This window comes from Tsukamurella strandjordii (genome assembly GCF_039525985.1).
Classification (GTDB): Bacteria; Actinomycetota; Actinomycetes; order Mycobacteriales; family Mycobacteriaceae; genus Tsukamurella; species Tsukamurella strandjordii.
The window spans coordinates 464,689-487,098 of record NZ_BAAAII010000006.1; the positions used below are offsets into that span (position 1 = coordinate 464,689).

At 70.3% G+C, this 22,410-nt stretch carries 25 protein-coding genes; 14 read left to right on the plus strand and 11 right to left on the minus strand.

All coding sequences use genetic code 11. The features are described 5' to 3' along the window. Positions 1 to 2: 2 nt before the first annotated feature. From ABD108_RS13390 to ABD108_RS13400, 3 genes are read right to left on the minus strand one after another with little or no spacing between them, the layout of a single operon-like run. Positions 3 to 767, minus strand: coding sequence for a DUF4190 domain-containing protein (locus tag ABD108_RS13390; protein WP_343930537.1), 765 nt, complete (start codon positions 765 to 767; stop codon positions 3 to 5). Positions 768 to 794: 27 nt separating this feature from the next. Continuing rightward, positions 795 to 1,229 (minus strand): ferritin-like domain-containing protein, encoded by a 435-nt coding sequence (locus ABD108_RS13395; RefSeq protein ID WP_220659241.1) that lies wholly within the window; start codon positions 1,227 to 1,229, stop codon positions 795 to 797. Continuing rightward, complete coding sequence (locus ABD108_RS13400; RefSeq protein ID WP_220659240.1) at positions 1,226 to 1,738, minus strand: hypothetical protein; 513 nt, start codon at positions 1,736 to 1,738, stop codon at positions 1,226 to 1,228. The genes ABD108_RS13395 and ABD108_RS13400 overlap by 4 nt, the downstream gene beginning before the upstream one ends. A 121-nt stretch (positions 1,739 to 1,859) precedes the next feature. Between ABD108_RS13400 and rimP the strand changes: the two genes are divergently transcribed. The 3 genes from rimP to ABD108_RS13415 are packed head-to-tail and all read left to right on the plus strand — an operon-like array spanning position 1,860 to position 3,724. After that, a complete protein-coding gene (gene rimP / locus ABD108_RS13405) occupies positions 1,860 to 2,453 on the plus strand; it encodes a ribosome maturation factor RimP (protein WP_305110871.1) in 594 nt (197 codons plus the stop codon). Continuing rightward, the gene (gene nusA, locus ABD108_RS13410; protein WP_220659238.1) at positions 2,454 to 3,455 is read left to right on the plus strand and encodes a transcription termination factor NusA; all 1,002 of its coding nucleotides are present in this window, start codon (positions 2,454 to 2,456) and stop codon (positions 3,453 to 3,455) included. It begins immediately after the preceding gene. Beyond that, the gene (locus tag ABD108_RS13415; protein ID WP_220659237.1) at positions 3,452 to 3,724 is read left to right on the plus strand and encodes a YlxR family protein; all 273 of its coding nucleotides are present in this window, start codon (positions 3,452 to 3,454) and stop codon (positions 3,722 to 3,724) included. The genes nusA and ABD108_RS13415 overlap by 4 nt, the downstream gene beginning before the upstream one ends. On the opposite strand, the gene ABD108_RS13420 is transcribed toward ABD108_RS13415, so the two are convergent. The 4 genes from ABD108_RS13420 to ABD108_RS13435 form a co-directional block, all read right to left on the minus strand. Next, on the minus strand, positions 3,695 to 4,504 hold the full coding sequence (locus ABD108_RS13420) for an ABC transporter ATP-binding protein (RefSeq protein ID WP_305110870.1): 810 nt from the start codon (positions 4,502 to 4,504) through the stop codon (positions 3,695 to 3,697). The genes ABD108_RS13415 and ABD108_RS13420 overlap by 30 nt on opposite strands. A gap of 8 nt (positions 4,505 to 4,512) precedes the next feature. After that, positions 4,513 to 5,547: an ABC transporter substrate-binding protein gene (locus ABD108_RS13425; protein WP_343930538.1), complete on the minus strand. Its 1,035-nt coding sequence runs from the start codon at positions 5,545 to 5,547 to the stop codon at positions 4,513 to 4,515. A gap of 25 nt (positions 5,548 to 5,572) precedes the next feature. Next, entirely contained in the window at positions 5,573 to 6,433 is an 861-nt protein-coding gene (locus ABD108_RS13430; RefSeq protein ID WP_343930539.1) for an ABC transporter permease, read from the minus strand. 141 nt (positions 6,434 to 6,574) lie between these two features. Then, entirely contained in the window at positions 6,575 to 7,606 is a 1,032-nt protein-coding gene (locus ABD108_RS13435; RefSeq protein WP_343930540.1) for a LacI family DNA-binding transcriptional regulator, read from the minus strand. A gap of 150 nt (positions 7,607 to 7,756) precedes the next feature. On the opposite strand from ABD108_RS13435, the gene ABD108_RS13440 reads away from it, so the two are divergent. The 10 genes from ABD108_RS13440 (at position 7,757) to ABD108_RS13485 (ending at position 18,665) form a co-directional block, all read left to right on the plus strand. Continuing rightward, positions 7,757 to 8,923: a Gfo/Idh/MocA family protein gene (locus ABD108_RS13440; protein WP_343930541.1), complete on the plus strand. Its 1,167-nt coding sequence runs from the start codon at positions 7,757 to 7,759 to the stop codon at positions 8,921 to 8,923. A gap of 26 nt (positions 8,924 to 8,949) precedes the next feature. Next, positions 8,950 to 10,113 (plus strand): dihydrodipicolinate synthase family protein, encoded by a 1,164-nt coding sequence (locus ABD108_RS13445; protein WP_425579789.1) that lies wholly within the window; start codon positions 8,950 to 8,952, stop codon positions 10,111 to 10,113. Further along, positions 10,110 to 10,943, plus strand: a complete 834-nt coding sequence (locus tag ABD108_RS13450; RefSeq protein WP_220659230.1) for a sugar phosphate isomerase/epimerase family protein — start codon at positions 10,110 to 10,112, stop codon at positions 10,941 to 10,943. The genes ABD108_RS13445 and ABD108_RS13450 overlap by 4 nt, the downstream gene beginning before the upstream one ends. Continuing rightward, complete coding sequence (locus ABD108_RS13455; RefSeq protein ID WP_220659229.1) at positions 10,940 to 12,052, plus strand: glycerate kinase family protein; 1,113 nt, start codon at positions 10,940 to 10,942, stop codon at positions 12,050 to 12,052. Before ABD108_RS13450 ends, ABD108_RS13455 begins: the two co-directional genes overlap by 4 nt. 178 nt (positions 12,053 to 12,230) lie before the next feature. Beyond that, positions 12,231 to 15,044 carry a translation initiation factor IF-2 gene (infB, locus tag ABD108_RS13460; RefSeq protein ID WP_343930543.1) on the plus strand — a complete coding sequence of 938 codons (2,814 nt, stop codon included), beginning with the start codon at positions 12,231 to 12,233 and terminating at the stop codon, positions 15,042 to 15,044. Positions 15,045 to 15,055: 11 nt separating this feature from the next. Further along, positions 15,056 to 15,346 (plus strand): DUF503 domain-containing protein, encoded by a 291-nt coding sequence (locus ABD108_RS13465; protein WP_220659228.1) that lies wholly within the window; start codon positions 15,056 to 15,058, stop codon positions 15,344 to 15,346. A gap of 90 nt (positions 15,347 to 15,436) precedes the next feature. Continuing rightward, on the plus strand, positions 15,437 to 15,907 hold the full coding sequence (gene rbfA / locus ABD108_RS13470; RefSeq protein WP_220659227.1) for a 30S ribosome-binding factor RbfA: 471 nt from the start codon (positions 15,437 to 15,439) through the stop codon (positions 15,905 to 15,907). Beyond that, positions 15,904 to 16,845: a DHH family phosphoesterase gene (locus ABD108_RS13475; RefSeq protein WP_220659226.1), complete on the plus strand. Its 942-nt coding sequence runs from the start codon at positions 15,904 to 15,906 to the stop codon at positions 16,843 to 16,845. Before rbfA ends, ABD108_RS13475 begins: the two co-directional genes overlap by 4 nt. Further along, complete coding sequence (locus tag ABD108_RS13480) at positions 16,842 to 18,173, plus strand: MATE family efflux transporter (protein WP_343930544.1); 1,332 nt, start codon at positions 16,842 to 16,844, stop codon at positions 18,171 to 18,173. Before ABD108_RS13475 ends, ABD108_RS13480 begins: the two co-directional genes overlap by 4 nt. 45 nt (positions 18,174 to 18,218) lie before the next feature. Beyond that, positions 18,219 to 18,665: a hypothetical protein gene (locus ABD108_RS13485; RefSeq protein ID WP_343930545.1), complete on the plus strand. Its 447-nt coding sequence runs from the start codon at positions 18,219 to 18,221 to the stop codon at positions 18,663 to 18,665. Here ABD108_RS13485 and fmdA read toward each other — a convergent pair. Both fmdA and ABD108_RS13495 read right to left on the minus strand, forming a co-directional pair. After that, on the minus strand, positions 18,662 to 19,918 hold the full coding sequence (fmdA, locus tag ABD108_RS13490) for a formamidase (RefSeq protein WP_343930546.1): 1,257 nt from the start codon (positions 19,916 to 19,918) through the stop codon (positions 18,662 to 18,664). The two genes, ABD108_RS13485 and fmdA, sit on opposite strands and share 4 nt — an antisense overlap. 27 nt (positions 19,919 to 19,945) lie before the next feature. Then, a complete protein-coding gene (locus tag ABD108_RS13495; protein WP_220659222.1) occupies positions 19,946 to 20,221 on the minus strand; it encodes an FmdB family zinc ribbon protein in 276 nt (91 codons plus the stop codon). Positions 20,222 to 20,292: 71 nt separating this feature from the next. Here ABD108_RS13495 and ABD108_RS13500 point away from each other — a divergent pair, with 71 nt between their 5' ends. Continuing rightward, on the plus strand, positions 20,293 to 20,634 hold the full coding sequence (locus tag ABD108_RS13500) for an HNH endonuclease (protein WP_220659221.1): 342 nt from the start codon (positions 20,293 to 20,295) through the stop codon (positions 20,632 to 20,634). Here the strand turns inward: ABD108_RS13500 and ABD108_RS13505 are convergent. Then, on the minus strand, positions 20,549 to 21,421 hold the full coding sequence (locus ABD108_RS13505; protein WP_343930547.1) for an ion transporter: 873 nt from the start codon (positions 21,419 to 21,421) through the stop codon (positions 20,549 to 20,551). The genes ABD108_RS13500 and ABD108_RS13505 overlap by 86 nt on opposite strands. A gap of 34 nt (positions 21,422 to 21,455) precedes the next feature. Next, positions 21,456 to 22,391 carry an ABC transporter substrate-binding protein gene (locus tag ABD108_RS13510; RefSeq protein ID WP_343930548.1) on the minus strand — a complete coding sequence of 312 codons (936 nt, stop codon included), beginning with the start codon at positions 22,389 to 22,391 and terminating at the stop codon, positions 21,456 to 21,458. Positions 22,392 to 22,410 lie beyond the last annotated feature (19 nt).

Sequence of the window (22,410 nt, forward strand, 5' to 3'; positions counted from 1 at the left end):
TGTCAGCGCAGGAGGCTGAGCAGGTAATCGCTCGACGAGGGATCGATCGACAGACCGATGATGATCAGCACGAGGAGCACGATGCTCAGCAGCAGCCCGACGACACCGGTGATGAGGCCGGCGAGAGCCATGCCGTTGCCGTCCTGACCGGTCTGCTTCGTCTGCTTCATGGCGATGATGCCCATGATGATCGCGGCGATGCCGAACAGGATGCCGAGCCCCCACACGCAGGCCGACGGGATCGACAGGATGCCGCAGACCAGCGAGGCGATGGCCAGGCCGTTCGTGCCGCTCTGGGCGGGCTGGCCGTAGGCGGGGTAACCCACGCCCGGGCCGTTCGGGCCCGGGTAGGCGGGGTACTGGGGGAGCGCGCCGTACTGCTGCCCCGGCTGCGCGTACGGATCCGCGGGGGCCTGGTAGGGGTTCTGCGCGGCGTACGGGTCCGCGGGGGCCTGGTACGGGTTCTGCGCGCCGTACGGGTCCGCGGGAGCCTGGTACGGGTTCTGCGCGGCGTACGGCTCGCCCTGCGGCGCGTACGGGTTCGGCTGCGCCTGGTACGGGTTCTGGTGCGCGGCGTAGGGGTCGGGCAGTGCGTACGGATCGGCCGGGGCCGAGTACGGGTACGGGTCCGGCTGCGTCGGATACGCGGTGGTGGGGGCGTCGGCATCGCCTGCCGGCGAGGCACCCGCCGACCCGTCGGCCTGCGGCGCGATCACCGTCGGATCGTTCTCCCCCGTGCCGGGCTGTTGCGGATCGTTAGAAGTCATGTCCGCAAGTGTAAAGGTCGCCCCCGACTAGCTGCGGATGCCCGGGAACGGCCCCGTCACCGGTGTCACGCCGAGCGCCACCCGCCACCGTGCGCCGCGGACCGCCGCGGCACCCAGCCCCGTCACACCCAGGTGCCGCAGGCCGTCACTGTCGCCCTTGGAGAGCAGGCTGCGGTAGGCGGCCGCACTGTCGTCCTCGACGGCGGCGGCCACCTTCGCGGCGCTCACGGGATCGGTCACGGGCTCCGGCGGCGTGTACGCGGGAGCGGCGACGGGGACCTGCACGCCGGCACCGCCGAGCGCGCTGACCAGCGAATCGCGCTGCGCGCGGTGCTCCGCGGCGTACTTGGCGATCTCGCCGCGACGGGCGGGGGAGGCGTAGGCGTCCACCACGCCGTACAGGTACACGGCCGCGTATTCGGCCTGGAGGGCGGCGACGGCCGCTTCCTGCGCGGGGGTCATCCGAGCACCACCTCCGCGTGCACGCGGGTCGCGGCGGCCACCGAACCCAGGAGTGCGGCCTGGTAGCCCGATGCGGCGACCGCGGCATCGCCGGCGTCCTTCGCCGAGCGGGCGAGCTGCGCGGCGAAGGTCTGCCGGTTCAGGGTGCCGCCGGGGGCGGGCGCCGCGGACGAGGTGGGCGGAGACACCGAGGTGGGCCGCCGCAGGTAGCGCGACAGCTCGTCGGACAGTGCGGTGGCGTGCTGCGAGCGCTGATCGGCGATGAGCCGCATCTGCGGACCCACCGCACCGTCGAGTACCGCCAGCCCGCGGGCGGCGTCGGCGTCGGCCTGCGCGGCGAGGGCGGCCGCCTCCAGGCGCGTCGCCTGCGGGTCGTCGGCCTTCTCCTCGGGCGCGCAGCCGGCGAGGGCCGATGCACCCAGCAGGGCGCCGCCGGCGAGGAGCGCGGACGTCAGTGCGGTCCGCCGGTCGACGGTGCCGCGAAGGGGTTGCTCGGGTTCGGGACGCACGGTGCACGAGTCTAAGGGGACCGGCCGGACCGTGGTCGCGGCGCGTCGTAACGCGGGTACACTGATCGGAGCGTTCGGCACGGGGCGATGTGCCCCGTGACAATTTCACAGGGAGGCGCGTATGGCATACGACGAATCGGCGGTCCGCACCGTCATCGCACCTCACCTGGACGCGGCGGGACTCGATCTCGAGAATCTCCGCATCACCAACGCCGGCCCCAAATCGGTCATCGCCGTGGTGGTCGACAACGACTCCGGCCCCACCCTCGATCTCCTCGCGGATGTCGCGCGCACCCTGTCGGAGGCGGTCGACGGCGCCGACGATGTCTTCGGCGGGCAGGCCTTCACCCTGGAGGTCACCACGCCCGGTGCCGAGCGCCCGCTCACGCAGCCGCGGCACTGGCGGCGCGCCCGCGGGCGGCAGGCGGCGATCGAGCTCACCGACGGCACCAACCTCCTGGTCCGGATCGGCGCGCTCTCGGACGACGAGTCGACGGTGACCGTCGTCGTTCCGGGGGAGCGGAAGTCGGAACCGACCACACGCGATATCGCGCTGGACGAGGTGGCCGCCGCCGCGGCACGGGTGGAGTTCCGCAAGCCGAATCCGCGGGAGCTGGAGCTGTCCGGAATCACCCCGGGCCGCGTGATTCCCGGTGCCGAGCCGACCGACCTGACAACAGATGAGACCGGGCACGACGCCGGAGAAGAGGGCTAGATGAACATCGACATGGCGACCCTGCGGGCCATCGAGGCGGAGAAGGACATCTCCGTCGACACCGTGATCGATGCGATCCAGGTGGCACTGCTCACGGCGTACAAGCACACCGACGGCCACCAGCCGCACGCGCGGATCGACGTGGACCGCCGCACCGGCGAGGTGAAGGTGCTCGCGCAGGAGCTCGACGCCGACGGCAACATCATCACCGAATGGGACGACACCCCTGAGGGATTCGGCCGCATCGCCGCCGATTCCGCGCGCCAGCTGATCACCCAGCGTCTGCGCGACGCGGAGAACGATCGCACCTTCGGCGAGTTCGCCGTGTACGAGGGTGAGGTCGTCTCCGGTGTGGTGCAGGCGGACGCCCGCGCCGCGGCCCGCGGCTTCGTGGTGGTGCGGATCGGCAGCGAGCGCGAGGGCCACGAGGGCCTGCTCCCGCCCGCCGAGCAGGTGCCCGGCGAGACCTACGAGCACGGCGACCGGATGAAGTTCTACGTCGTGGGCGTGAGCCGCGGTCAGCGCGGCACCCAGATCACCCTGTCGCGAACGCACCCGAACCTGGTGAAGAAGCTGTTCGCGCTGGAGGTCCCGGAGATCGCCGACGGCAGCGTCGAGATCACCTCGGTGGCCCGCGAGGCCGGCCACCGGTCGAAGATCGCCGTGCGCACCTCGGTGCCGGGACTCAACGCCAAGGGCGCCTGCATCGGCCCGATGGGGCAGCGCGTGCGGAACGTGATGAGCGATCTCGACGGCGAGAAGATCGACATCATCGCCTACGACGACGATCCCGCGGTCTTCGTGGGCAACGCGCTGTCCCCGTCGTCGGTGGTGTCCGTCACCATCGTCGACCCGAAGGAGAAGGCCGCCCGCGTGGTGGTCCCCGACTTCAAGCTCTCGCTCGCCATCGGCAAGGAGGGGCAGAACGCCCGCCTCGCCGCCCGGCTCACCGGCTGGCGGATCGACATCCGTTCGGATGCGGAGACTGGCAGCCCCGAGTGAGTGAACCGGTCCGCACCTGCATCGGGTGCCGCCGCAGGGCGCCCGCCGCGGAGCTGATCCGCACGGTCGCGGTCGCGGGGGACGACGGTGCGCTGCGGGTCGTGGTCGACGGTGCGCGGCGGCTGCCGGGGCGCGGTGCCTGGCTGCACGATGCGCCCGAGTGCGTCGAGCAGGCGCGCCGCCGGAACGCGTTCCGGCGGGCGCTGCGGGTATCCGGCCCGCTCGACGACTCGATGCTGTCAGTCGGCGGCGGAGCTGCTGCCCAGTAGCTCCCGGACCCGGTTCGCGATGTGGATGAACTCGGAACGTTCCATCGTCTCGGAGTAGTCGCGTTCGGCCGGGAGATCCACTGCGAGCTCCTCGACGATGCGTCCCGGCCGCGGGCTCATCACGACGACGCGATTGGCCAGATACACCGCTTCAGCGACCGAGTGCGTCACCAGCACCACGGTGGTCCCGGTCTCGCGCCAGATCCGGTGCAATTCGACGTTCATCTTCTCCCTGGTCAGGGCGTCGAGAGCGCCGAAGGGCTCGTCCATGAGCAGGACCTTGGGCTCGTGCATCAGCGCCCGGCACAGCGAGACCCGCTGCTGCATACCGCCCGACAGTTCGTAGGGCATGGCGTTGGCGAAGCCGGTGAGCCCGGTCATCTCGAGGAGATGGTCGCACCGCTGCGCGGCGTCCTGCTTCGGCATACCTCGCATCTCGGCCTGCAGCAGGATGTTCTTCCGGACGTTGCGCCATTCGAGCAATGCCGCGCGCTGGAAGACGTAGCCGATCTCGCGTTGTGGACCGGAGACCACCTTGCCGCGCAGCCGGACCTCGCCCTGCGACGAGTCGGTGAGCCCCGCGATCACCTTCAGCAGCGTCGACTTTCCGCAGCCGGAGGGGCCGGCGATGGTGACGAACTCGCCGTCGGCCACGGTCATGTCGATGCCTTCGAGGGCGGTGGTGGTTCCGCGCTTGGAGGAGAAGGTGACGGTGAGGTCGGAGACGGAGATGGCTGCGGGCGCCGTCTCCGTGCGTTCCTGTGCAAGGGACATCGACATCGCTTCTCCTACTTGTCCTTCGGGGTGAACGACGAGTCCCAGTAGGTATCCGGGGCGTTCGCGGACTTCAGCAGACCCGCCTGGTTGAGCGTGGACAGCGTGGTCTTCCAATCCTCCTCGGCGTTGAGGCCGGGGCCCTTGCCCGCGGTGGCGGGCGTGTTCAGGAGCGGCACGGTCTGGCGCCACTGTGCGAGCAGGACGTCGCGGGCCGGGAGCTGCGGATCCTTGCCCGCCATCGAATCGACGGCCGCATCGGGTTCGGCGATCGCGGCGGAGAAGGACTCGCGGACGGCGTCCACCATCGACTGCACCAGTTCACGCGAGCCGCTGATGGTGTCGGTGGCGGTGATCAGTCCGTTGCTGTAGTAGTTCAGGCCCGCGTCGGAGTACTTGAGGTACCGCACCTCTCGTCCGCTCTTGGCGGCGATGGTGGGGCCCTGGTCGTGGGCGAAGCCGATGAGACCGTCGACCCGGCCGGACAGCATCGCGGACATCTTGCCGGCCGCGTCGAGGCTCTGCTGGGTCACCTGATCCTTGGCGATCCCCACCTTGTCGAGGTAGATCGGGAAGGTCGTGGTCGGTGCGTCACCGGCGGAGACTGCGATGGTCTTGCCGATCAGGTCCTTGGGGGTGTTGATGCCCGAGTCCGCGAAGACCTGTACTGCCGACGGTGTGGTCTGGAGGAAGACCGAGACGCTCTTGATCTTGACCCCCTTGTCGATGTTGCTCAGCACGGCAGGGGTGTCGGCCCAGCCGAATTCGGCCTGTTTCGCGCCGACGGCCTGTGCGGTCTTCGTCGATCCCTGCCCGGCGTCGATCGTGAGATCGATGCCGTGCTTGGCGAAGATCCCCTTCTGTACGCCGTAGTAGAACGGGGCGTGCTCACCGTACGGATACCAGTTGAGCATCAGGGTGGCCGCCTTGTTCCCCTTCGAGTCGGGAGCGGACTTCGCTCCGTCTCCGGATCCGCCACAGGCGGTCAGGGTCATGGCGATGGTTCCGGCGGCCGCGATTGCTGCCATCGTCCGGCGGTTGGGGTTCATGGTGTCTCCTGGGATGGTGGGCGCGTCAGACGCCGGGGGTTGTCGATGAGGCCGCGCGGCGCGAGGAATGCCACGGGATGAGCATCTTCTCGGCGATCTCGATGATCGCGAAGAGCACGATGCCGAGGCCGGACATGATGATGAGAGCCGCGAACAGCATTGCGGTGTCGACGTTTCCGTTCGCCTGGAGGATCACGTACCCCAGGCCTTCGTTGGATCCCACGAACTCGCCGACGACGGCGCCGGTCACGGCGAGGGTCGCCGCGACCTTGAGGCCGGACATGAGCTGGGGGAGCGAGGCGGGGAACCGGACCTTCGCGAAGGTCTTCAGGCGGCTCGCGCCCATCGTGGAGGTGAGCTCCAGGATCTCCGGGTCGACGGATCGCAGGCCGGCGAGACCGGATATCGCGATGGGGAAGAAGGCCATGAGGACGGCGACCAGGATCTTGGGCGTGGGGCCGAAACCGAGCCACACGATGAACAGGGGGGCGATGGCGATCTTCGGGACCACCTGTGCGAAGAGGATGAGCGGGTACAGGGTCTTCTCGATGTTCGGTGAGTAGACCATGACCACCGCGACGGCCACGCCGACGATCGCGGCGATGATGAAGCCGATCACCGTCTCCCACGTCGTCACCCACGTGTTCTCGGCCAGGTAGGAGGCATTGTCGCGTGCGACGCGCCAGGTATCCGCGGGCGAGGGGAGGATGTACGGCGCGACCAGTTCGGCCTTGGTGACGGCCCACCAGGCGATGAGGAGGCCGACGATCAGTGCCAGCGGACGCCAGAGGGTAGCGATGGTCGAACGCTGGATGAAGGAGGGTCTCGATCGATGGGGAACCGGTTTCGCGGTGCGAAGCGGTTCTGCCGGCGCGGATACGGCCATGGGCAGTTCCTCTTGTTCGAAGTGCCGGGAACGATCATCCGGGGATGATCGCCCGTGTGGGAATGCGCTTTCCGAAGCGTCTCGACGATAACGTGACGTAGCCCACACTGTCAACGAATTGGGCGAATCGGGCCCGTTCGCTCAGCGGGGGAGTCGCGTGCTGTCCCGCAGGACCACGGATCCGGTGAAACGTTCCCGGAGGTCGCCGTCGTTCGTATCCGTCCGCAGCGCGAGTTCGACGGCGCGGTAACCGATCTGCTCCAGGGGGAGGGCGACGGTGCTCAGGCTCGGGGTGTGGTCGCGCAGCGTGGGGATGTCGTCGAAGCCCGCGATGCAGATGTCGTCGGGAACGCGGAGTCCCTGTTCTCGCCACGCCGCGATGGCCCCGATCGCCATGACGTCGGTCACGGCGAAGACGCAGATCGGTGCGCGGCCCGAATCCGGTTCGAGGTGCAGGGCATCGGCGAGGCGGCGTGCGGCCGAGTAGCCGCCGTCGCGGGTGAAGTCGCCCGAGACCTCGACGAGCGGGGTGATCGCGTGGTTGCCGAGGGTCTCCACGAATCCGTTCCGCCGGTCGACCGCGGTGCGGATGGCCGCGGGGCCACCGATCACGGCGAAGTCGCGATGCCCCACCTCGACCAGGGCGTCGGCCAGTTCGCTTGCTCCGAGCCTGTTCTCGGGCTCGACGGCCCCTCCCGATGCGAGCGGCTGGCCGATCACCACGACCCTCCCGCCGTTCGCCTGATACTGGGCGAACAGTGCCTCGAGATCGCGGTCCAGGTCGCCGCTCTGGCGGGAGCCGGCGAGGATGATCGCATCCGCGCGGTGTGCGATGAGTGTGCTCACGGCGTCGCGTTCGATGGTGAAGTCCCGGTCGGTGCTCGCGAGGAGCACCTCTTTGGCCGCCGTCCGGGAGGCGCGCTGCACGCCCTGTGCGATCGACGAGAAGTACGGGTCGGCGATGTCGTGCACGATGAGCCCGAGCAGTCCGGTCGATGATCGGGCCAGGGCCTGGGCCTGGGCGTTGGCGACGTAGCCGAGTTCTCGCGCTGCGGTGCGGACGCGGTCGGCGACGTCCTCGCGCGGTGTGCGACTCGAGCCGTTGAGCACCCTGGAGGCGGTCGCCTGGGAGACGCCGGCGCGATCCGCGACGTGCTGCAGGGTGACCGCCATCTCGCCTCCGTCTCGGTTAGTGCCTGGTCGATTGTGCCGCTTGACTCCCGCGGCGGTTCTACCATACGCTGGGAAAGCGCATTCCGAAGTGCAACCGAACGCACGCGCGGCGTCCTGTGACGACCGCGCCCGAAGACGGGGCACACCCATATGACGAACAAGTCCACCGCACCGCGCCGCACTCTCCGGATCGCCATGAACGGCGTCACGGGCCGCATGGGGTACCGGCAGCATCTGGTCCGATCGATCCTGCCGCTCCGGGAGACCGGTCTGCGGCTCGACGATGGCACGCTGGTCGACGTCGAACCGATCCTGGTGGGACGCAACGCCGACCGGCTGGCCGAGCTCGCCGCGCTGCACCAGGTTCAGACCTGGACCACCGATGCCGCGGCCGTGATCGCCGACCCCGCCATCGACGTGTACTTCGACGCCCAGGTCACCTCGCGGCGCGCCGCCGCCCTGACCGCGGCGATCAAGGCGGGCAAGCACATCTACACGGAGAAGCCCACCGCCGAGACGCTGGAGGAGGCGATCGAGCTCGCCCGACTGGCGCAGAACGCCGGCGTCGTCGCGGGCGTGGTGCACGACAAGCTCTACCTGCCCGGCCTGGTGAAGCTCCGCCGCCTCGTCGACGAGGGGTTCTTCGGCCGCATCCTGTCGATGCGGGGCGACTTCGGCTACTGGGTGTTCGAGGGCGACGGGCAACCCGCGCAACGGCCGAGCTGGAACTATCGCGCCGAGGACGGCGGCGGCATCACCGTGGACATGTTCTGCCACTGGAACTACGTGATGGAGGGCATTCTCGGTCCGGTCCGATCGGTCACGGCGAAAGCGGTCACGCAGATCCCGGTGCGATGGGATGAGAACGGTCGCGAGTACGCCGCCACCGCGGACGACGCCGCCTACGGCATCTTCGAGATCGATGGCGGGATCATCGCGCAGATCAACTCGGCGTGGACGGTGCGCGTCCGTCGCGACGAGCTCGTCGAGTTCCAGGTCGACGGGACGCACGGCTCCGCGGTCGCGGGACTGCGCAACTGCGTCGCGCAACACCGGTCGAGCACCCCGAAACCGGTGTGGAATCCCGATCTGCCGGTCACCGAACCGTTCCGCGATCAATGGCTCGACGTTCCGGCGAACGCCGATCTGGACAACGGCTTCAAGCTGCAGTGGGAGGAGTTCCTGCGCGATGTGATCGCGGAGCGGCCCCACCGTTTCGGCCTGTTGTCGGCCGCACGCGGGGTGCAACTCGCCGAACTCGGCTTGCAGAGTTCCGAGCGCGGGATGCGCCTCGAGGTGCCGGAGATCGCGCTGTGAGCGTCACGGCGGGGCCCGGCGCTGATCTGGTCCTCCCCATCGACGGTCAACTGCACGCGCACCGCCTGGGGGAGCCCGGGCCATGGCATCGTCCGACTGCTCCGATCACCTCACGGATCGCCTTCGCTGCGGCACACGTCATCCCGCGTGTCACCGCCGATAACACCCCCGGTGCCCCGGCCGATCTCGATTGGGACGCCACCCTGGCCTACCGGCGTGAACTGTGGTCGTACGGACTCGGGGTGGCGGACGCGATGGACACCGCGCAGCGCGGTATGGGGATGAGCTGGACCGCCACCGCCGAACTCGTCCGGCGCAGCGCCGCCGAGGCGAATGCGGCGGGCGGGCGGATCGCCTGCGGCGCCGGCACCGATCAGCTCGATCTCGCCGTCCTCCCATCGGGCGCAGCCGGCCTCAGGGCTATCGGCGACGCCTATCGGGAGCAGGTCGATGTGGTGGCCGGCGCTGGAGCGCAGGTGGTGCTCATGGCATCTCGTGCGCTCGCGGCCGTCGCCCGGTCCGCCGAGGACTATCTGGCGGTGTACCGGACCGTGCTCCGCGAGGTGGAATCTCCCGTGATCCTGCACTGGCTGGGCGACGTCTTCGACCCCGCCCTCCGGGGCTACTGGGGCAGTACCGATATCGGTACCGCCACCGATACCTTCCTGCAACTGATCGGCGAGTACGCCGCGGTGATCGACGGCGTCAAGGTGTCCCTCCTCGACGCGCAGCACGAGATCGCCCTCCGCCGTGCGCTCCCGCCGGGCGTTCGGCTCTACACGGGAGACGATTTCAACTACCCGGAACTGATCGTGGGCGACGAGCGCGGACACTCCGACGCGCTGCTCGGGATCTTCGCGGCGATCTATCCCGCCGCATCCACCGCTCTGCAGGCGCTCGATGCGGGGGACGTGGACCGCGCCGGCGCGATCCTGGAATCCACTCGCGAGCTCGGGCGGGTGGTGTTCGAAGCGCCCACCTACTACTACAAGACCGGGATCGCGTTCCTGTCCTGGCTCAACGGCCAGCAGCCGGGCTTCGCCATGGTCAACGGGCTGGCCAGCGGCCGGTCGGTGGAGCATCTGTCGAAGGTCTTCGTGCTCGCGGACCGGGCCGGACTCCTGCGGGACCCGGGTCTCGCGGCGCACCGAATGCGCGGCTACCTCGAACTGAACGGAGTCTCGGCATGACGGATTTCGATCGGTTGTCGTTGAACACCCGGACCACCGAATCCTGGACCCTGCGCGAAGCGGTGGAGGGCGCGGCCGCCGCCGGACTCCCCGCGGTGGGACTGTGGCGGGACCGGCTCGCGGAGGCCGGCATCGACGAGGCGGTGAAGATCCTGCACGACAACGCGATACGCGTCTCCAGCCTGTGTCGCGGCGGGTTCCTCACCGACCACGACGATGCCGCGCTCGACGACAATCGGCGCGCCCTCGACGAGGCGGCCGCGGTCGGCGCTCCCGAACTGATCATCGTGGCGGGCGGTATGCCCGACCGCGATCTCCGTTCGGCGAGACAGCGCCTCGCGGACCGCATCGCCGAGCTCGTGCCGCATGCGGCCGAGCGCGGCGTGCGCCTCGCGCTCGAACCCCTGCACCCCATGTACTGCGCCGATCGGGCGGTGATCTCGACGCTCGGCCAGGCGCTCGCCCTCGCGGCACCGCATCCGGCCGCGAACGTCGGCGTCGTCGTGGACGCCTTCCACGTGTGGTGGGATCCGGATGTCGCCGATCAGATCGCCGAAGCGGGACGGCAGGGACGGATCAGCAGTTACCAGGTGTGCGATTGGCTCGTACCGATCGCCGCCGATCCGCTGCTCTCACGCGGGATGATGGGCGACGGTGTGATCGACTTCGGCCCGCTCACCGAGCAGGTGACGGCGGCGGGATATCGCGGCGACATCGAGGTCGAGATCTTCAATCGGGAGATCTGGGACGCCGACCCCGCCACCGTGGTCGAGACGATGAAGCGACGCTACCGCGACCTGGTGCTGCCGGGTCTCGCCGTCGGCGCGTGAGAGTCGTCATCGCGCCGGACTCGTTCAAGGGATCCATCGATGCCGAGCAGGCGGCGTCGGCCCTTCGCGACGGCTGGCTCGGCGTCCGGCCGGATGACGAGGTGATCGCCCTGCCGCAGGCCGATGGTGGCGAGGGGACCGTCGCCACCATCGCCGCGGCCCCGCAGTGGCTGAACCGATCCTCCGAGGTCACCGGCCCCGATGGGCGTCCCGTGCGGGCGCGCTGGACCCGTGCGCGCGGCGGTGACACGGTGATCGAGCTGGCCGAATCCTCGGGGATCGCCCTCGTCCAGCAGCTCATGCCGATGACCGCGACCACCGACGGCCTGGGCGAGGTCATCGCCGCCGCACTCGACGAGGGCGCCACCCGCATCCGCATCGGGCTGGGCGGATCGGCGAGCACGGACGGCGGTTTCGGGGCGCTGCGCGCCCTCGGGTTGCGTGCCTTCGACCGGTGCGGCTGTGCGCTCGGGACGGGGGCGACGGTGCGCGACGTCGCCGCCGTCGATCTGACCCATCTGCGTTCCCTGCCTCCGGGCGGCGTCGAACTCCTCGTCGACACGGACATCCCGCTGTACGGCCCCGACGGGGCCGCGCAGGTCTACGGACCGCAGAAGGGCGCGGATTCCACCCAGGTGCGCGAGCTCGACGACGGGCTCCGCTCCTGGGCGGCCGCGCTCGCCGCCGCGGGATGCGATCCCGCGCTCGTCGGTGCCCAGGGCGCCGGCGCTGCCGGTGGAGTCGGGTTCGGTCTCCTGTGCTGGGGCGCCACCGCGACGTCGGGGGCGGACCGGATCGCCGAGCTGACCGGGCTCGCACAGAACCTGCCGACCGCCGACATCGTGGTGACCGGGGAGGGGAGATTCGACGCCACCTCCCTCACCGGCAAGGTCGTCGGGCGGATCGTCGACCGGTGCCGGGCCGCGGCTACCCCCGTCGTCGTGGTCGCCGGGCAGGTCGCGATCGCCCCGCAGACCGGGATAACGCCAGTTCACACGCTTTCGTTGACGGATCTCGCGGGTACCGCGGAGGAGTCACTCGCCGATCCGGCGCGCTGGTTGCGGGCCGCCGGCGACCGCGCGGCGAAACGATTTGCCCCGACGCGCTAGTATTGACAACGGTCTGAAGACGGCAGGTCTTGCAGTGACCGCCGTACGGAAGAATCGAAGGAATCGAGCTGAAGACATGAGCAAACCGTGAAGCACCAGCGATGAACGGCAATCGGTGTAACTAACCGAGGTCGGCGGGACCTTTCCAGTGCCCTCGACCTCGCAGATGAGGAGAGTAGTGGCAGGCAAGGCCCGTGTGCACGAGTTGGCTAAAGAGCTCGGTGTCACCAGCAAGGAAGTTCTCGCACGGCTCAGTGAGCAGGGCGAGTTCGTGAAGTCCGCGTCGTCGACGGTGGAAGCACCCGTCGCGCGACGCCTGCGCGAGTCGTACGGATCCAAGTCCGACGGCGCCGCGAAGCCGGGGCCCGCGGCCCCGGCGAAGAAGCCCGGCCCCGCGGCCGCGAGCACCCCCGCCCCGTCGTCCGATGCGGCCCCCAAGCCCGCGTCCGCCCGTCCGGGTCCCCGCCCCGCCGCACCTGCGGCGGAGCCGGCACCCGAGCCCGCAGCACCGGCCGCACCCGCGGCCCCCGCTGCGAGCGCGCCCGCACCGTCGACCGAGGATCGTCCGGCCGCGCCGTCGCGTCCCGGTCCGCGTCCGGCGGGCCCGAAGCCCGGCCCGCGCACCCCGCGCGTCGGCAACAACCCCTTCTCGTCGCAGGCTCCCGTCGAGCGTGCGCCGCGTCCGCAGCCGGGCCCCGGTGGTCCGCGTCCGCAGGGCGGCGCCCGTCCGGCTCCCGGCCAGGGTGGTCCGCGTCCTCAGGGTGGCGCGCGTCCGGCTCCCGGCCAGGGTGGCCCCCGTCCCCAGGGTGGTCGCCCGGCGGCCGGTCCCGGTGGGCCCCGTCCCACCCCCGGCAGCATGCCTCCCCGTCCGAACCCCGGCGCCATGCCCTCGCGCGCTGCGCGTCCGGCCGCTCAGGGCCGTCCCGGCCCCGGTGGTCGTGGTGGGCCCGGCGGTCGTCCCGGCGGCGGTGGCGGCGGCTACCGCGGTGGACCCGGCGGTGGTACCGGAACCGGTGCACCCGCGGGTGGATTCCGGGGACGTCCCGGTGGTGGCGGTCGTGGCCGTCCCGGCGGGACCGCCGGTGCCTTCGGCCGTCCCGGTGGCGCACCGCGTCGTGGCCGGAAGAGCAAGCGCGCGAAACGCGCCGAATACGAGAACATGCAGGCTCCGATCGCCGGTGGCGTTCGGCTTCCGCGTGGTCAGGGCGAGACCATCCGTCTCGCTCGCGGCGCCTCGCTGAGCGACTTCGCCGAGAAGATCGACGCGAACCCCGCATCGCTGGTCCAGGCGCTGTTCAACCTGGGCGAGATGGTCACCGCGACCCAGTCGGTGAACGAGGAGACCCTCGTGCTGCTGGGCGAGGAGATGAACTACGTCGTCCAGGTCGTCAGCCCCGAGGACGAGGATCGCGAGCTGCTCGACAGCTTCGACCTCACCTACGGCGAGGACGAGGGCGACGAGGACGATCTCGAGCAGCGTCCGCCGGTGGTCACCGTCATGGGCCACGTCGATCACGGTAAGACCCGACTGCTCGACACGATCCGCAAGGCGAACGTCCGCGAGGGCGAGGCCGGCGGCATCACGCAGCACATCGGTGCCTACCAGGTGCTCACCGAGCTCGACGGCAACGAGCGTCTGATCACGTTCATCGATACCCCGGGTCACGAGGCGTTCACCGCCATGCGTGCCCGCGGTGCCAAGGCCACCGACCTCGCGATCCTCGTGGTCGCGGCCGACGACGGCGTCATGCCGCAGACGGTGGAGGCCATCAACCACGCGCAGGCGGCCGATGTGCCGATCGTGGTGGCGGTGAACAAGATCGACAAGGAGGGCGCGCAGCCCGAGAAGATCCGCGGACAGCTCACCGAGTACGGCCTCATTCCCGAGGAGTACGGCGGCGACACCATGTTCGTCGACATCTCGGCCAAGCAGGGTACGAACGTCGAGGCGCTGCTCGAAGCAGTGCTGCTGACCGCCGATGCCTCGCTGGACCTGCGGGCGAACCCGGACATGGACGCGCAGGGTGTGGCCATCGAGGCCCACCTCGACCGCGGCCGTGGCCCCGTGGCCACCGTGCTCATCCAGCGCGGCACCCTGCGGGTCGGCGATTCGATCGTGGCGGGCGACGCCTACGGTCGCGTCCGGCGCATGGTCGACGAGAACGGCGACGACATCACGGAGGCGACCCCGTCGCGTCCGGCCCAGGTCATCGGCTTCACGTCGGTGCCCGGCGCAGGTGACAACCTGCTCGTGGTCGACGAGGACCGGATCGCCCGGCAGATCGCCGACCGGCGTGCGGCGCGCAAGCGCAACGCGCTGGCCGCGAAGTCGCGCAAGCGCGTCTCGCTCGAGGATCTGGATGCCGCGCTCAAGGAGACGAGCCAGCTCAACCTCATCCTCAAGGGCGACAACTCCGGCACCGTCGAGGCCCTCGAAGAGGCCCTCCTCGGCATCGAGATCGACGACGAGGTGCAGCTGCGCGTCATCGACCGCGGCGTCGGTGGCGTCACCGAGACCAACGTCAACCTGGCGTCGGCGTCGAACGCGATCATCATCGCCTTCAACGTGCGTGCCGAGGGCAAGGCCACCGAGCTCGCCAACCGCGAGGGCGTGGAGATCCGGTACTACTCGGTGATCTACCAGGCGATCGACGAGGTCGAGGCCGCGCTCAAGGGCATGCTCAAGCCGGTCTACGAGGAGAAGGAGCTCGGCCAGGCCGAGATCCGCGCCATCTTCAAGTCGTCCAAGGTGGGCAACATCGCGGGCTGCCTGGTGCAGTCCGGGATCATGCGCCGCAACGCGAAGGCACGCCTGCTGCGTGACTCGACCGTGGTGGCCGAGAACCTCACCGTCACCTCGCTCAAGCGCGAGAAGGACGATGCGACGGAGGTCCGCGAGGGCTACGAATGCGGTCTGACGCTCTCGTACTCCGACATCAAGGTCGGCGACGTGATCGAGACCTACGAGCTGGTCGAGAAGCCGCGCGCCTGACGGGTACCGCGGTGTTCATCGGCGCCCTCGAGATAGATCTGCTGCTCGGGGACGTGCACTCGCTCAAGCAGAAGCGGTCGGTGGTCAAGCCCATCCTCGCCGAGCTGCGGAGATTCTCCGTCAGCGCGGCCGAGGTGGGCCACCACGACCTGCACCGCCGTGCGGTGATCGGGGTCGGCGTCGTCGGCCCCGATCACGCGCACGTCGTCGAGATCCTGGACCGGTGTGAGCGCTCCGCCGCGGGGCATCCCGAAGTGGAGCTGCTGTCGGTGCGCCGCCGGTTGTTCGGTCCGGAGGACTGAGGATGCACTGTGTCTCAGTCGTGTAACAAGGTGTGTATATGCTCGCTCAATCGCGCAGCATGCAAGTTCGAGAGAGTGAGGGATTGATCGATGGCTGATCCGGCCCGGGCGGCGAGGCTCGCCAAGCGGATCGCGACGATCGTCGCGACCGCCATCGAACACGACATCAAGGACCCGCGCCTGGACTTCGTCACCGTGACCGACGCGCGGGTGACGAACGATCTGCACGACGCCACCGTGTACTACACGGTGATGGGTCCGACCCTCGATACCGAACCCGATTACGAGTCCGCGGCGGCCGGCCTGGAGAAGGCCCGCGGCCAGCTGCGCACCAAGGTCGGGGCCGGCACCGGCGTGCGGTTCACCCCCACGCTGCGGTTCGAACCGGACACCGTCCCGGAGGCCGTGGCCACCATGGAGGCGCTGCTCGCCAAGGCCCGCGAGCAGGACGAGCGGGTGGCCGCTGCGGCCGCGAACGCGACGCCGGCCGGCGAGGCCGATCCCTACAAGCACGACGACGACGCCGATCTCCCGGCGGACGAGGACGAGGCGGACAGGTGACTTCGGGCCTCGCGGCCGTCGCTGCCGCGCTCGATGGTGCGCGCCGGGTGGCCGTGTACTGCCACGTCCGGCCCGACGCGGACACCATCGGATCCGGACTGGGACTGGCCCGGATCCTGCGGGCGCTCGGCGCCGAGGTCTCCGTGACCCACCCCGGCCCGTCGCTGCCGTCGGGGATCACCCGGCTGATCACCGACGACGCCTTCCGTGCCCCGCTCGATGCCGAGGTGGCCGTGGCGGTCGACTGCGCCAGCTCCGAGCGGCTCGGCGATCTGGAGGAGTCCTTCCTCGCGGCACCGGTCCGCGTGGTGATCGACCATCACGCCACCAACAACGGCTTCGGGACTGTGAACCTGGTGGACCCCGCGGCGAACAGCACCACCGAGCTGGTGCTCGCCGTGGCCGACGCGCTGGGCGTGCCGATCGACGCGCCGACCGCCGACTGCCTGTACGCCGGCCTGGTGACGGACACCGGCTCGTTCCGCTGGTCCACGCACACCGGGCACGTCATGGCCGCCCGACTCCTCGAGGCGGGGGCGGAGGGCCGCGAGCTGGCCCGCGAGCTGCTCGACACCCACCCCCGCGCCTGGTTCACGATGGCGGCGGCGGTGCTCGGTTCGGCACGGGCCGCACTCGACGCCTTCGGCGGGCTCGGCGCGGTGTACGCGGTGTGTTCGGCCGCCGACCGCGGCGACCTGCGCTGGGATGCCGCCGAATCCCTCATCGACCTGCTGCGCACCGCCGACGACTGCGAGGTCGCCGCGCTGTTCAAGGAGGGGGAGCCGGGCGTGTGGTCGGCCTCGCTCCGCGCCCGCAGCCTCGTCGACGTCTCCGCCTTCGCCCGCGAGGTCGGCGGTGGCGGTCACCGTCTGGCCGCCGGATACACCACTCGCGGCACGGCCGACGAGGTGGTGCGCGCCTTCCTCGAGCGCGTGTGACCGAGGCCGCCACCACCTCGACCCGCGGTCTCGGGCGACGCATCGTCGGTCAGGCCCTGCCCGCGCTGGGCGTGCTGGCCGCCGAGCCGCTGTACCTGTTGTGGGACACCGCCATCATCGGACGCCTCGGCGCGTTGCCGCTCGCCGGACTCGCCGTGGGCGGACTGATCCTGGCCACGGTGTCCACCCAGCTCACCTTCCTGTCCTACGGCACCACCTCGCGGTCGGCGCGGCGGTACGGCTCCGGCGACACCGACGGTGCCGTCACCGAGGGAGTGCAGGCCACGTGGCTGGCGCTCACGGTCGGCGGCCTGCTGCTGCTGGCCGTGCAGATCTTCGCCGGACCGGTGACGCGGGCGATCGCCGGCCGCGAGGACATCGCCGCGGCCGCGGAGTCCTGGCTGCGGGTGGCCTCCTTCGGCATCCCCTTGATCCTGCTGACCATGGCGGGCAACGGGTGGCTCCGCGGCGTGCAACGGCCCCGGCCGCCGTTGGTCTTCGTGCTGGTGGGGCTCGGGCTGTCGACGGTGCTGTGCCCGGTGCTGGTGCACGGCCTCGCGGGGGCTCCGGAGCTGGGACTGGTGGGCTCCGCGTGGGCCAACCTGGCGGGACAGACGGTGAGCGGAGTCCTCTTCCTCGGGGCGGTGGCGCGTGCCGCGCCGTCCCTGCGGCTGCGGCCGGCGATCGTGCGCGCGCAGTTGGTGCTGGGCCGCGACCTGATCGTGCGCAGCCTCTCGTTCCAGATCTGCTTCATCTCGTCGGGCGCCGTGGCGGCCCGCGCGGGTGCGCAGTACGTGGGTGCGCACCAGATCGCGATGCAGCTGTGGAACTTCGTGGCGCTGGTGCTGGATTCGCTGGCGATCGCGGCGCAGACCCTCGTCGGTGCGGCGCTGGGTGCGAAGGACCGGATCGGTGCGCGACGGCTCGGGTGGCGGGTCACGGTGTGGTCCACGGGGTTCGCGGTGGTCATCGCCGCGGCACTGGCGGCGGCCAGCGGGGTGCTGCCGCGGGTCTTCACGACCGATCCGGCGGTGCTGGACGCGCTGCGGGTGCCGTGGTGGTTCCTGGTGGCGATGATCCCGGTGGCGGGGGTGGTGTTCGCCCTCGACGGTGTGCTGCTCGGCGCGTCGGACGCGGCCTTCCTGCGCACCGCCACGATGGCCTCGGCGCTGATCGGCTTCCTGCCGCTGATCTGGCTGTCCTACGCCTTCGGGTGGGGCCTGGCGGGCATCTGGTCGGGGCTCGCGGCCTTCATGGCCCTGCGCTGCATGACGGTGGTGGTCCGGTTCTCCGGGACCGCGTGGGAGCGGGTGGGCGCACCGGCCTGAGCGGCTGGCTTGCAATGACGCCGGAAATACGTTCGTATGTCACACATGATGAACACTGTGAACTTCGGCACGTCCGGCGTCCGCCGGCTGCTCGCCGTCGCCGCCGCGGTGGCCGGAGCGGGTGCCGTGGTGGCCTGTTCCCCCTCGGACGGCGGGTCGATGCCGTCCTTCACCGTCAACCCGTCGGCGCCGGCCACCGTCTCGGCCCCGTCGTCCGCGTCCGGGTCGTCGTCGGCCTCCGCGACCACGACGACCGCCGCCCCTGCGCCGGCACCCACGCAGGGCGGCAGCACGCCGTGGCAGACGACCTATCCGCAGACGCCGTACCCGACGGCCACGGAGACCACCCAGACCCCGGTGCCGCAGACCACGCAGCCGCAGCAGCCCACGATCCCGCGCACCATCGTGCTGCCGTCGGGGATCCAGCTGCCCCCGGGCGTGCCGCCCACGATCACGCTGCCGCCCGGGTTCCCCACGCAGCTCCCGCGCTAGCGGGAGGCGCGGGGCGCGCCCTGGCCCGGATCGATCCGGGTGGGGCCGTCCTTGCCGGGGGTCACGTCGAAGTCGAAGATCGACGTCGGGATGTACACGGTGGCACAGGAGTTCGGGATGTCGACGACGCCCGAGAGGCGTCCCTCGATCGGTGCCGCTCCCAGCAGTAGGTAGGCCTGCTCCGGGCTGTAGCCGAACTTGGTGAGGTAGTCGATCGCGTGCAGGCAGGCGCGCTGGTACGACAGGTGCGAGTCCAGGTAGCGCTGCTCGCCGTCCAGGGTCACCGAGGTGCCGGAGAAGGCGAGGAACTGCTCGTACCGCGGGCCCACGTCGCCGCCGGGCAGGAAGATCGCGTTCTCGCTGACGCCGTAGGTCTCCATGCCGCCGGAGATGATGTCGACGTGCAGGTCGATGAAGCCGCCCATCTCGATGGCGCCGCAGAAGGTGATCTCGCCGTCGCCCTGGCTGAAGTGCAGATCGCCCACCGAGAGGTTCGCGCCGTCCACGAACACCGGGTAGAAGACGCGGGTACCGCGGGTGAGGTTCTTGATGTCCTGGTTGCCGCCGTTCTCGCGCGGCGGCGCGGTGCGCGCGCCCTCCGCGGCGGCCGCGGTGAAGGCGTCGCCGGTGAGGGTGCCGAGGACCGCGTCGTTCGGCTCGGGCGGGAGCGCGAGCGGCGGCACGCGGTCGGGGTCGGTCGCGATCAGCGCGGCCTCACGGGCGTTCCAGCGGGCCAGGAGGTCCTTCGACGGTGCGGTGCCCATCAGACCGGGATGGACGATCCCGGTGAAGCTCACGTGCGGGATGTGCCGCGAGGTGGCGGTGTGGCCGGTGAAGTCCCAGACGGCCTTGTAGGCGTCGGGGAACTGATCGGTGAGGAAGCCGCCGCCGTTCTCCTTGGCGAAGATGCCGGTGTAGCCCCAGCCCTGGCCGGCCAGCGGGCCGCTGTCCTCCTGCGGGATCGGGCCCACGTCCACGATGTCCACGATCAGCAGGTCACCCGGCTTCGCGCCCTCCACGGCGATCGGCCCGGACAGCGTGTGCACGGTCGACAGCGGCGCGTTGAGGATGTCCTCGGCGGAGTCGTCGTTGTGGATGGCACCGTCGAACCACTCCCGGCAGTGCACCCGGAAGGTGTCTCCCGGCTTCACGGTCACGGCGGGCGGGATGGCGTAGTGCCACCGGTTGTGGCCCACCTTCTCCTGATCGGTGAACTTCTTCGAGGAATCGAGCGGGAAGACGACCTCTGGCATGGGACGAGCCTCTCTTCGGTGGGTGTTTCAGGGACGGGGGAGCGCTGCGTGCCGCGGGTTCGACGGTGCGCCGCCGCCGGACCGCGGGCCCGGGCTGCTGACCACTGCGGGCCGTTCGGCGGTGGCCTTGGTGGCGTCGAGCAGGCGCATCGCGCCCGAGGCGCCCGCGCCCAGTCGCGGTGCGGTGATGCCGCGGGGCGACTGTTCGCCGCAGCGACACGCCGTGGCATCGGGGACATCGCGCATCGAGAAGACCGCGTCGAACGGTCCGCAACTGCGGCACCGGAATTCGTAGGTCGGCATGTTTAGTACCGTATCGGTGCTACCCGATCCGTGCAGGTTTTCCATCAGGTCCGGGGGTAGCGTTACCGCCGATGCCACCCAAGAGCCGCAGCCGCAAGGCCGTGATCGCGCGGCGCCGAGCGCGCCGCGTGGCCGCCGCCGACAACGATCTGACCCCGCAGGACTGGAGTCTGCTCGTCGAACTGTGGGGTGCCTGCGCCTACTGCGGGGCGCCGGGGCCCTTCCAGAAGGACTGCGTACTGCCCATCTCCCGCGGGGGCCGCTACACCCGCGAGAACGTGGTGCCCGCCTGCCGCTCGTGCAACGCCAGCAAGTGCAATTCCGAGGTCACGGGGTGGATGCGCCGGAAGCGCCTGGACGAGAAGGCCTTCCTGCAGGGGCATGCGGAGATCCTGTACCGGCTCCGGCAGTGAGCTCCGCCGTCGCCGCGGCCCGCTTGTCCTGATCGTCTTTGCGCTGCACCGACGCCCGCATCTGGTCGATGTTCTCCCGAAGCACGTCGGAGACCAGCTCGTCGGTGCGCGGATCCTTGAGCACCTGGAAGACCATCCGGAAGACGGTGTCGGTGATCAGCCGGATGATGTCGTCGTGGAACGGGATGTACTTGACCCGCTTGGTCTGCGGGTCGTTCTTGACCGTCTCCAGGATCATCTCGTCCATCTCGCCGCGGTTCTCCTCGAGGGCCGCGGCGATGTTGGCGGTGTAGTTGCCGGTCCGCAGCACGTCGGCCACCTCGTCGAGCACCGCGACGGTGATCGGGCGCTTCACCGCCTCCACCACGGTGCCCGTGGCGCGGTTGACCACGGCGGCGGTGATCCGGTCGCCGTAGACCCGGTCGATCGCGCGGGCCAGCCGGGCCAGCGCCACGACGATGCGCAGCAGGCGGAAGGCGCGGAACCACGGCGCCGTGAGCACGAACGCCGGCACCATGCCGAGCACCTCGTACCAGTTGTGGAGCAGGAACTTGTGGTGCCAGCCCACGCGCCGCCACCGCCACAGGAACTCGGCGGCGAAGATCGCGCAGATCACGCCGTCGACGATGAAGATGGTGGTCTCGGTGGATTTCGCCACGTCGAAGAAGCTGATCCACGCGATCAGGGCGACGGAGACGACGGCGAGGCCGACCATGGCCCAATCGGTCCACAGGACGGGCGGTTTGCGTGGGTACGCGCCGAGTTCTTCGGTTGCGGTAGCGGCCATCGCCTCCGAGACTACTGAGCGGCGCGGCGGGTGGTCACGCCTTCGGTGTGGCGACGCGCTGCACGTCGTCGATGATCCGGCCGGCGCCGATCACGCCGATGCCCACCATCCACGTCTCGTCCTCGACCGCGTGCGCGCGGTTCGCGGCCACGGCGGGCAGGGCGCCCCAGCGCTGGGTGACGGTCTGCGCGGACGGGGCGGCGTTGGCGCCGAGGGTGTAGAAGATCGAATCGCCGTTGATCTCCCCGAAGTTCTCCAGCGAGGTCTCGATCATCGAGTACTCGTTCCACTGCTTCGGCGGGATGGTGAAGCCCATCGAGGTGAGCACGGAGCCCGAGAACGTGTCGGGACCGTAGAGCCGGAATCCGGAGGCGCGGAACCGGACGATGGAGACGGAGGTGCCGGGGGCGCCCACCTGCTTGCCCACCTCCGCGGCGCGGGCGTCGAGGTCGGCCAGCTGCGTGGTCATCTGGTCCGTCCGGTTCACCGCGAGTGCGGTGATGGTGGCCTGCTCCTTCCAGTTCGTCCCGGTGTCCACCGAGTAGACGGTGGGGGCGATGGCGCTGAGCTGCGGGTAGATCTTCTCGTGGCGCACCTTCGAGCCGATGATCAGATCGGGCTTGAGCTTGGCGATGGCCTCGAGATCGGGGCTCGTGGTCAGGCCCACGGATTCGGTGCCGTCGAGCTTGTCGCGGAGGTAGCCGGGGAAGCCCGCCTTCGCGGCGGACTCCGAGGCGCCCACGGGCTTGATGCCGAGCGAGACCAGCGCGTCCAGGTGCGGTGAGTCGATGACCACGATCCGCGTGGGGTTCTCGGGCACCTTCGTCCGGCCCATCGCGTGGTCGACGGTGCGTGTGGGCGCCGCTGTGCCGGTATCGCTCGAGCCGCAGGCGACGAGGGTGGCGGCGGTCGCGACGGCGAGCGAGGCGGCGAGGAAACGGCGGCGCGTGGGCCGCGGTGCGGTGGTCATGGATCGAGACCCTAGCATT

What these genes read in the sequence shown, in the direction of transcription:
- ABD108_RS13390 (WP_343930537.1), bottom strand. Translation starts at nt 767, where the DNA reads ATGACTTCTAACGATCCGCAACAGCCCGGCACGGGGGAGAACGATCCG.
- ABD108_RS13395 (WP_220659241.1), bottom strand. Translation starts at nt 1,229, where the DNA reads ATGACCCCCGCGCAGGAAGCGGCCGTCGCCGCCCTCCAGGCCGAATAC.
- rimP (WP_305110871.1), top strand. Translation starts at nt 1,860, where the DNA reads ATGGCATACGACGAATCGGCGGTCCGCACCGTCATCGCACCTCACCTG.
- nusA (WP_220659238.1), top strand. Translation starts at nt 2,454, where the DNA reads ATGAACATCGACATGGCGACCCTGCGGGCCATCGAGGCGGAGAAGGAC.
- ABD108_RS13420 (WP_305110870.1), bottom strand. Translation starts at nt 4,504, where the DNA reads ATGTCGATGTCCCTTGCACAGGAACGCACGGAGACGGCGCCCGCAGCC.
- ABD108_RS13425 (WP_343930538.1), bottom strand. Translation starts at nt 5,547, where the DNA reads ATGAACCCCAACCGCCGGACGATGGCAGCAATCGCGGCCGCCGGAACC.
- ABD108_RS13430 (WP_343930539.1), bottom strand. Translation starts at nt 6,433, where the DNA reads ATGGCCGTATCCGCGCCGGCAGAACCGCTTCGCACCGCGAAACCGGTT.
- ABD108_RS13435 (WP_343930540.1), bottom strand. Translation starts at nt 7,606, where the DNA reads ATGGCGGTCACCCTGCAGCACGTCGCGGATCGCGCCGGCGTCTCCCAG.
- ABD108_RS13440 (WP_343930541.1), top strand. Translation starts at nt 7,757, where the DNA reads ATGACGAACAAGTCCACCGCACCGCGCCGCACTCTCCGGATCGCCATG.
- ABD108_RS13450 (WP_220659230.1), top strand. Translation starts at nt 10,110, where the DNA reads ATGACGGATTTCGATCGGTTGTCGTTGAACACCCGGACCACCGAATCC.
- rbfA (WP_220659227.1), top strand. Translation starts at nt 15,437, where the DNA reads ATGGCTGATCCGGCCCGGGCGGCGAGGCTCGCCAAGCGGATCGCGACG.
- ABD108_RS13485 (WP_343930545.1), top strand. Translation starts at nt 18,219, where the DNA reads ATGATGAACACTGTGAACTTCGGCACGTCCGGCGTCCGCCGGCTGCTC.
- fmdA (WP_343930546.1), bottom strand. Translation starts at nt 19,918, where the DNA reads ATGCCAGAGGTCGTCTTCCCGCTCGATTCCTCGAAGAAGTTCACCGAT.
- ABD108_RS13495 (WP_220659222.1), bottom strand. Translation starts at nt 20,221, where the DNA reads ATGCCGACCTACGAATTCCGGTGCCGCAGTTGCGGACCGTTCGACGCG.
- ABD108_RS13500 (WP_220659221.1), top strand. Translation starts at nt 20,293, where the DNA reads ATGCCACCCAAGAGCCGCAGCCGCAAGGCCGTGATCGCGCGGCGCCGA.
- ABD108_RS13505 (WP_343930547.1), bottom strand. Translation starts at nt 21,421, where the DNA reads ATGGCCGCTACCGCAACCGAAGAACTCGGCGCGTACCCACGCAAACCG.
- ABD108_RS13510 (WP_343930548.1), bottom strand. Translation starts at nt 22,391, where the DNA reads ATGACCACCGCACCGCGGCCCACGCGCCGCCGTTTCCTCGCCGCCTCG.